The sequence below is a fragment of the Pseudonocardia aurantiaca genome (genome assembly GCF_039526725.1).
In the GTDB taxonomy this organism is placed as follows: Bacteria; Actinomycetota; Actinomycetes; order Mycobacteriales; family Pseudonocardiaceae; genus Pseudonocardia; species Pseudonocardia aurantiaca.
Map to the genome: position 1 here is coordinate 200,576 of NZ_BAAAJG010000016.1, position 8,425 is coordinate 209,000.

General features: G+C 67.7%; 6 protein-coding genes. 1 reads left to right on the plus strand and 5 read right to left on the minus strand.

Annotated features, from left to right (window positions below):
* Positions 1–40: 40 nt before the first annotated feature.
* Entirely contained in the window at positions 41–2,737 is a 2,697-nt protein-coding gene (locus ABD143_RS25475) for a site-specific DNA-methyltransferase (RefSeq protein ID WP_343983403.1), read from the minus strand.
* Positions 2,737–5,742, minus strand: coding sequence for a BPTD_3080 family restriction endonuclease (locus tag ABD143_RS25480; protein ID WP_343983406.1), 3,006 nt, complete (start codon positions 5,740–5,742; stop codon positions 2,737–2,739). Before ABD143_RS25480 ends, ABD143_RS25475 begins: the two co-directional genes overlap by 1 nt.
* Positions 5,743–5,929: 187 nt before the next feature.
* On the opposite strand from ABD143_RS25480, the gene ABD143_RS25485 reads away from it, so the two are divergent.
* Positions 5,930–6,100 carry a hypothetical protein gene (locus tag ABD143_RS25485; protein WP_343983409.1) on the plus strand — a complete coding sequence of 57 codons (171 nt, stop codon included), beginning with the start codon at positions 5,930–5,932 and terminating at the stop codon, positions 6,098–6,100.
* A 29-nt stretch (positions 6,101–6,129) separates the two neighbouring features.
* Here the strand turns inward: ABD143_RS25485 and ABD143_RS25490 are convergent, their stop codons facing one another.
* The 3 genes from ABD143_RS25490 to ABD143_RS25500 all read right to left on the minus strand — a co-directional run bounded on the left by ABD143_RS25490 (position 6,130) and on the right by ABD143_RS25500 (position 8,152).
* On the minus strand, positions 6,130–6,849 hold the full coding sequence (locus tag ABD143_RS25490; RefSeq protein ID WP_343983412.1) for a hypothetical protein: 720 nt from the start codon (positions 6,847–6,849) through the stop codon (positions 6,130–6,132).
* Between the two features lie 40 nt (positions 6,850–6,889).
* Entirely contained in the window at positions 6,890–7,195 is a 306-nt protein-coding gene (locus ABD143_RS25495) for a hypothetical protein (protein ID WP_343983415.1), read from the minus strand.
* A gap of 321 nt (positions 7,196–7,516) precedes the next feature.
* Positions 7,517–8,152, minus strand: a complete 636-nt coding sequence (locus ABD143_RS25500; RefSeq protein ID WP_343983418.1) for a helix-turn-helix transcriptional regulator — start codon at positions 8,150–8,152, stop codon at positions 7,517–7,519.
* Between the last annotated feature and the right edge of the window lie 273 nt (positions 8,153–8,425).

Sequence of the window (8,425 nt, forward strand, 5' to 3'; positions counted from 1 at the left end):
GACCGGAACACGCGGCGGCCGTGATCGCCACAGCGCAGCCTCAGCCCGAGGGCACCTCAAATACCTTCAGAACCTCATCGCCGTAGTGGTTGATCACCTTGACGGCGATCCTCCCGGTCTTCGGCACTGGGAACGGACGCGACCGCGTGCCGTACATCGTCGCCCACGCCGCCTCGTCGATGTCGGACTTGAGCGCCCGCTTGAGCCGCTGGTAGGGGTCGTTGCCGCCGCCGGAGAAGTAACAGTGCCGGACGAAGAACGACTCCTCGTTGTAGTCGCTGTCGATCATCCAGAGGGCGATCTCACTTGTGTCGTTGCTGCGGATGACGCCGGTGGTGGGGTCGTAGATGTCGACGCCGCGCAGCCGGACGACGACTTCATGCTCGGTGCGGTCGATCTGCACGTCGGGCTCGCCGAACATCGTGAACAGGTTCGCTGTGCCGGTCTTCTTTAGCACCGCGTCGCCCATGGCGAGTTCGGCGTTCATCCGCACCAGAAGCACTGGCAACCTGCCTAGCTCCCGCTCGGCGTGCACGGACGCGAAGTCGGTGGCGTTCCCGGCTCCGAACTCCGTGGCGGTCTCCGACGTGTAGGCGTCGAAGGCGAACCCACAGATGACGAGCATGTCGAAGCCGCGGCCGCGCAGAGCCTCCCGGGCGGCGTCCTTGACCCAGTCGGCGCTCACCGTGCCGTACTGCGGGCCGACGCTCACCGCGACCCGCTGCGGCGTGCCGTTGCCGCCGCCCCGGCGCTCGCCCACGAACTGGATTAGCGGGTGGCCGTGTGGTTCCAGGGACTCGAAGATCAGCCGCTCGGACTTCCGGCCGTTCTGCACGCCGGCGGCGAGCAGGTTGTCGTGGATCGTGCGCAGGTAGGCGTCCTCGTCGGACTGCTCGGCCGCCTGTTCGCTTGTCGGGATCTCGGCGTCGAAACTCGTGGTGCGGTGCGGGGACACACTCTCGACGGTGAACGGTCCCGAGACCCTGACCTTCTTCTTGTCCTCGTAGGGCTTGTCGTAGAGGACCTCGGTCTCGGCATGCCGAGCGACAGCGGCGTCGATCTCAGCGCGGCTCATGCCCTCAACGATGTCGGGGTTGTTGGCGATCGACTTGAGCGTCACATGCGGGACGCGCTGGTAGACGAAGCCCTTGCGGATGTCGTCGGTGGTGCCGGTGGACGGGGCCGGCTCACGGGTCAACTCCTGCTCCTTTGCCCGTCCCGCGACGGAATCGGCGAGGAGGTAGTAGGGGAGCTTCGCGCCCATCAGGCGCTGACGGGCAAGCGCAACCGCGACCCGCGAGGTGTCGATGGTGATCCATCGGCGGGCCCACTGCTCGGCGACGTAGGCAGTGGTGCCGGAGCCACAGGTCGGGTCGAGGACGAGATCGCCGGGGTCGGTGGTCATGAGCAGACAACGCTCAACGACTCGGGTATGAGTTTGCACAACGTAGAATTTGGGGTCACCGAAGCCCGACGTTACGGTATCCTCCCAACTGTTCGAATACTGGAAGACTGGAAAGTCTTCAAGGTATCTGCGATAGCGAAGAGTATTTCCGATTGCCAGAAGGCGATTCGCTACTTTAAGCCTGTTCATTCCAGACTCGTTTGTTTTCCAGCGCTCTTGCATTGAGGGCCGGAAGGATCTGCCATTGAACGCTACGTTGAACCACGAGGCAGCCCCTTCACCCTTGTCTCGTCCAGCGCTTTGACTCGTGAGCGGCGAGTGAGCGAGAATACGCCAGCCATCGAGATTATCGGGCGTGCGATCGCCAATGGGCTCAATCTGACCTTTTGGGCCCTCAACTAGATTGTACTGGCCACCTCCAATCAAGCCCGGGACCTTCGTACGCCAAAGGTTCCTAAATTTAACTCGATCTTTACTCTTGGCATACCAGAGGAGGAAGTCGGTCACACCTGCGAGCAGCTCGCCGGTCGCGGTGCTCGTTTTCTTGAAGGTAATGAGGCTGACGAAATTTGCGCTTCCGAAGACCTCGTCGAGGAGGCTTCGCACCAAGTGCACGTTTTCGTCACCAATCTGCACGAAGATCGACCCCGACTCCGTCAGGAGGTCACGTGCCACGACAAGTCGATCGCGCAGGTACGACAGGTAGGAGTGGATCCCTAGCTCCCACGTGTCGCGGAAGGCCTTGATCTGCTCCACCTCGCGAGTGGCGTCCTCGACCTTGCCATCCTTGACGTCCCGCTTGCGCGTGGACACCTGCCAGTTGGATCCAAACTTGATGCCGTACGGCGGGTCGAAGTAGATCATCTGCACCTGGCCGCGGAGGTTCTCCTTCTCCGCGAGCGAAGCCATCACCTGCTGGGAGTCGCCGAGCACGATGCGGTTAGACCAGTTGGCGCTATGTTGGTAGAAGTCAATCTTGTGGAACGGTTCTAGCCCGTCGAAGTCGTCGAACAGCGTGTACTCCGGTTCGGCCGAACCGTTGACGGAGGTCTGGCGGAGGTTCTCCACCAGCACGCGTGGGTCGATCTTCTCCTGGATGTAGATGGGCGGGGCGTCGGCGATCAGGTCCTCGGAGTCCTGCCCGTCCTTGCCCCTCCAAACGAGCTGTGGGTCCAGGGACGGGTCGCGCGGGTAGTGGACCTTGTCGATGGTCGCCGCGTCACGCGACACGAAGTCCTTTGCGTCGGCGGTGGGGATGTTGACTCGCTTGTCTGCGTGGCGGACCGCCTCCACTGGCACCGGCCCGTCAGCAGTTCGGCGGCGCGGTGGCATCAGGCGGCTCCCCTCGATCGGCGGGCCGGCGGGTCCAGCTCGCGGAGTGCGGCCATCGCCGCGGTCAGTACCTTTTTGGCTTGCGTGATCTCGGCCGTCCCGATTTCGCAGTAGCCCCACAGGCCGAAGCCGCCGTGGGCGTTGACCGCGGGCACCCAGCTCGTGCGGGTGGTCGCCGCCTTCTCCGCGGTGGGGCCCGGCGACTTCTGGGAACCCGATACTTCAACGATCAGCGTGCGCGCGACGCTGTCCTCGGCCTCGTCGAGCCGCACGAGGAAGTCGGGCACGTACTGCCGAGTGATGCCCTCGTGGGTGTACGGCACCGAGAAGCCCAGGTGGTCGTTCTTCGCGTACGCGGCGACGCCGGGCATGGTGTCGAGAGTCTTCGCGACGGCGCGCTCCCATTCATTCCCGCCCGGCCCGTCGAGCGTTACGTAGTTGACGTGGCAGCGGTCCGGCGAGGTGCCGAAAACGGTCTTGGTGGTGAAGAAGTCAACCTCGGCGGTGCTGCCCACCGCGTCGAACGACCGAAGCACGGGCAGCACCGTTCCCACTCGCGCCCCATCGACCCAGGTGATCGCGCGGACGATCTTCTCCGCCGCTTTACGGGCCGTCTGCTTGATCCGCAGCAGCCCCGGGAAGGTGTCGTCGTGGTAGTCGACCTGCTCGGCGAGCCACTGTCGCGTCAGGCGGAGGGCCTGGGGGAACAGCCAAGGCAGTCGCTGTCCTTGCACGTCGAGGTACTCGGCGACGAGCAGCTTCGCTAGCTCGAACGCCACCGTCTGCTCGCGCGTGGCCTTCAGCTCGGCGAGGGTGAGGGTGTCCTCGTCGCCGACAATGCCGACAATTGTGGTCTCGGTCGGAAAGTCGGCCGTGGACAGCACGAGCCGGGTGTCGTCGCTGAAGTCGGCGAACAGCCGACTCTCGGAGAGTTCGGTCCGGTAGCCCGTGAGCCGGGGGAAGGTGATCTTGGCGGCCGCCCGTTCCTGTTCGGCGTGGACTCGTCTGGTTGGTTTGAGCGTGACGTCCCTGGTCTGCGCCACGGTGGGGATGAACCGGAACGGCACCCCGATGACGTCGGCGTACTCCGGGGTGAAGTAGCCGTTGTCGTCCACCGCGTAGGAGCGCCGCCGCAGGCCGCGCCCGACCACCTGCTCGCACAGCAACTGGGTTCCGAACGCCCGTATGCCGAGGATGTGGGTGACGGTGTTCGCGTCCCAGCCCTCGGTCAGCATCGACACGCTGACGACGCAGCGCACCGGCTCGCCGAGCTTGCCCGGCTTGCCGACAGTGTTCATCACCTCGCGCAGCAGGTCAGTGTCGGAGACGTCGTCCAGGGTGCGGCCGGGGAACCGGCGGGCGTAGTCGGCGTGGAACGCATTAATCTCGGTGACGGCGATCTTCTTGAACTCCGCCGACATTCCGTCGCCGGATTCGAGCTGCGCGGAGTCGACGAGGATGGTGCGCGGCCGGCGCAGCCAGCGACCGTCCTCGGCGACGTTGGAGAACAGCGGCAACTCCCCAGGGATCGCGATGTCGTCGCGCTTGTAGCCGCCGATCCAGTCGAACACCCACTTGGACACGCTTGTGTTGCTGCACACCACGATGAAGACCGGTGGCGTCCCGCCGCCATCCCCGGCCTCTTCCCAAGCGTCGAAGCGACGCTGGTAGGAGTCGTACAGCGCGCGCAGTGCCGTTTCGAGAGTGTCAGGCATCTGGGTGGGGTCGAGCGCCACCTGCCCGCGTCGCCCGCCCTTCGGCAGCTCGTCGCGCACCTCTGACCAAAGGTCAAGGTAGGTGACGGTGCGCGAGACCTGGTTGTCGTCCACCGGCATGCGCGGGATCTTCACGATGCCGGACTCGATGGCGTCGATCAACGCGAAGTCGCTGACGACCCACGGGAACAGCGTGCCCTCCTGGTACCCAGAGCCTCGCAGGAAGAATGGGGTGGCCGACAGGTCGTAGACGGTCTTGACGCCCACCGAACTCTCGATCGCCTGCAACCCGGTCAGCCAGACCCGGGCCTCCTCGTTGCGCTCCTTGGCCTCGGTGCGCTCTGTCCTGGTGAGCTTCTCGTCGTCGACCTTGCCGCGGTAGCAGTGGTGCGCCTCGTCGTTGAAAACCACGATCTCCTGCGAGCCGCCGAGATCGCGCAGCACGCGGGTGACGATCTGGCCCTCGGTCTCGGTGAACGGACTCGGTCCGCCACCGGGGTTGAGCACGTCCTTGGTCAGACGGCTCACGCCGCGTGCCGTGGCCAGCTCCCGAGGCAGGAACGCGTGGTAGTTGGTGATCACGATCTGCGCTTGCCCCAGTCCGCCGAGGAGGTCGGCGGGCACCAGGTCGCGCAGCCGGTAGTAGTTCTCCGGATCGGACGGCAGCAGCACGCGCAGCCGGTCGCGGATCGTGAGCCCGGGTGTGACAACCAGGAACCGCTTCGAGTAGAGCTTGTTCTGGGGTGTCGCGACCTTGTTGAGCACCTGCCAGGCGATCAACATTGCCATCACCACGGTCTTGCCCGAGCCCGTCGCCATTTTCAGCGCTACCCGGTTGAGGCCGTCGTTGTACTCGGCGTTCGCCCCCGCTAGCTCGTTGCGGATCCAGACGTCCCCGGTGCGCGGTGCCACCTCCGCCAGGTAGATCGCGGTCTCGGCTGCCTCGCGCTGGCAGAACAGGACGCGGTTGTCACGCTCGGGATCCGCCCAATGCTCCAGCAACCGGCGCGTGGTGGGGCTGACGTTCCCGTAGCCCGCGTGCCGCCACACCGTGACGTGCTCGCGGATGCGATTGACCAGCAAGTTTAGCTGGATCTGGTCGGCGGTCAGCTCGGTGAGTTCGAGCTGCCTGCCGCCCTTCCGGGACTGCGGGACCGGGATGAAGTACGACGACGGACGACGACGCTCCGCGATCATGTCAGTTATGCCATCGACGTCGAACTCGAAGTGTCGGCTCGGTTCGTCATAGGGCCGGTTCAGAATCGGATCTTCGATGACCCTGTCTGACACCGGGCCCCCCTTCGTCGACAACGCCCGTCACCCTAGCGGCGCAGCTCCGTGACCCTCCGTCCGATGTCAACGCTCCTCGTCCGCCTCGCCGCCTACCGGGTCGCCCGGATGGATGGCACGCTCTCCACCCGGCAACCGACAATCCGGCCAGCGGGCGGGCGCGGGACCGGGGAGGCCCTGGCCGGACGTGCGCGCCGCGCTCGACGAGATCGCCGACCGCGAGCTGACCGCCAGCGCAGCCACGCAGTGGTGCCGCCGGAACAATGAGGCGCCCGAACGCGTGATCGTGACGGAGTCGCTGGCCCAGAAGCTGCTCGACGCGGCGAAGGAGTCGCGCGACCTGTTCCCCGAGAAGTAGACCGCGCCGCGCCGCGTCGGCGCGGCGCGTCAGTCCGCAGCAGCGTGGCTCCGGGTGATCAATCCGAGATCGACCAGCACCGGCACCCCTTGCCGATTACTGGTGTGGGCAAAGCCGTGCCCCGGAAGCACCGCCCCGGGCATGCGAGCAGCCGCCCGGCGAACGTCCGGAAGCTCGGCCGCGAGGTCCGGCCGGGTCGGCGCCTGCTCGATCCAGAACCGAACCGTGCCCCCGCCGGGGAGAGCCAGGCGGCCGCCATCTCGGCTGGGATTAAGACTGAACTCCGGGGCGCCCGGTGCACCGACGATGAGGATGACGATGCGCTCGGCGCCGGGTTCTGGCGCCGGGAAGAACGTGACGCGATCCATCCGCCGCTCCAGCCACGTGGGGCCCAGCGAGGAATCAGGGATGACGATCATCCCGCTGGTCCTCCACCCAGCCCCCTGCGCGATCTCCGGCGTTGGCGGCCAGACCGCGACAGCTCGGTCAGCAAGCGGGATTGCGAACCGCTCTGCCGTCTGCCGCGGGACAGCCAGCCGCCATTCGCGCTGGTGCAGCGAGAGCTTCATCAGACCCATCTGCTTGCGGGTGCCGACGTAGACATCGTTGCTGGTGTCGCGGTTAGCACTCTTGCCGGTGTGACCTGCGACCACCCAGGACTGCGACCGGGGCCCACTTGGCGAGCCCACCGCGAACCGCACCTTGCCCTCACGCTCGACTACCTGCGGCATCGAACCCGCGATGGTCATGCGGAGATCTTCTCGCATCAGGTGGTCCACCCGCGCTCGGTTAACCAGACCGTCGAGCGGCGTCGAGCGCAGCCACCAGGTCGGCCCGAAGGCGGGCCTGCTCGTCGCGCTCCGCGGCCAGGCGGCGCCGCCGCTCCCGGGCCACCTGGTCGCGAGTGCGAGTCTGCTGCGTGGGCTCGCGCATCGCCGCCTCGATGTCGGCGGTGGCCAGCACCGCGCGGGCCCGCGCGACCGCCTCGGTGTAGCTGCTCGACGTCGGCGAGGTCTCGACGGCCGCGAGGAATGCCGCCCGCACCACGGGCGCGGTGAACGGCGCCGGGTCGTGGCCGTCGAGCGTCACGAGCACCGTGCCGTCGTCGGCGACGGTGAGCGGCAGGGCGGTGCATCAGGTGGCCAGCGGCGGCGGCGCGTTCCTCGTCATCAGCAGGCTGTTCGTCGTCTGTGGCTCCGGAGTCGGTCCGGTTGCCTAAGCCGGTCCCCGGGTCCTCCGGCCGCGGAGGCATCCGCCGGTCCAGCTCGTTGAGCGCCGCCGACGACAGCCGACCGAACGGGTCGGGCCATGCCACCGGGCCGCCGGTCGCCTCCACGAACTGTTCGGCCACACGGCGGCGCGCATCCCGGGCCAGCTCACGGCGGCGGGCCACCCACGGGTCCGGACTCCGCGCGGTCACCGGGCGGCCCGACCGTTCGCCAGCTCCGCGAACACCACCCCGGTGAGGTCGTCCGCAGGCGTGGCAGGGGGCTTCCCGGCCGCCGACGCTCGAACCTGCGCGGCCAGCCGCTCCCGGCGACGGTGAGGCCGTCGCGAGTAGTCGACCACGCTTGCTCCACAGGCCTCGACCAAGCGTTCCGCCAGCGCCACCGCCGACTGGTCGTTGGACTCGCTGCGCAGCGCGCGTGCCAGCCGGTGCAGCATCGCCACACTCGGGCGGCGCTCACCCGTCTCGATCCGCTCCACCGTCTGCCGAGCCACGCCCGCGACCGCCGCGAGCTGCCGTTGCCACCCGCGCGGCATCCGTTCGTGCGCCAGCAGCGTCCCCAGGGGTGGCGCGCAGGTCGGCGCGCTCCGCAGGCGGCGAGGTGCCCCGGTGCACCTCGGCCCGACCACCGCGCGCGCCTTGGGATCTCGGCCATGGGGACGATGGTCACCGGGATGCCTGCCTCGGTCGCAGCGGCGCGCCGGGGTGCACCGCCCGCGTCGTGCAGCGCCGTCTCCAGCTCGAAGCCCCGGCGCTCCGCGATCGCGGCGGGTGCGTCGTCCTCGCCGCAGCCGAGCACGCGGAGGGCGGCCGCGCGGTGCCACGGGTAGTTGGCGTGCAGGCGCAACCAGCCGTCCGCGGTGCGGTGGAACGCCGAGAGCGGGTCGAACGGGTTCCCGGCTGGCTCCCCGTCGCGTCGGAGGTATCGCTCACTGCGCAACGCGACGGCGAGCGCGCGGGTGTCCAGCGCGACCGGCGTGTCCGTGCTTAGTGCGGTGGCCACGAACGTCCGCCGGGTCCTCGCGGGCCAGAACGACGCCTCGCCGCGTTGCCCCCGCACCCGAGTACGCCCGGTACGAGGGTGCGGGGGCGCCTTG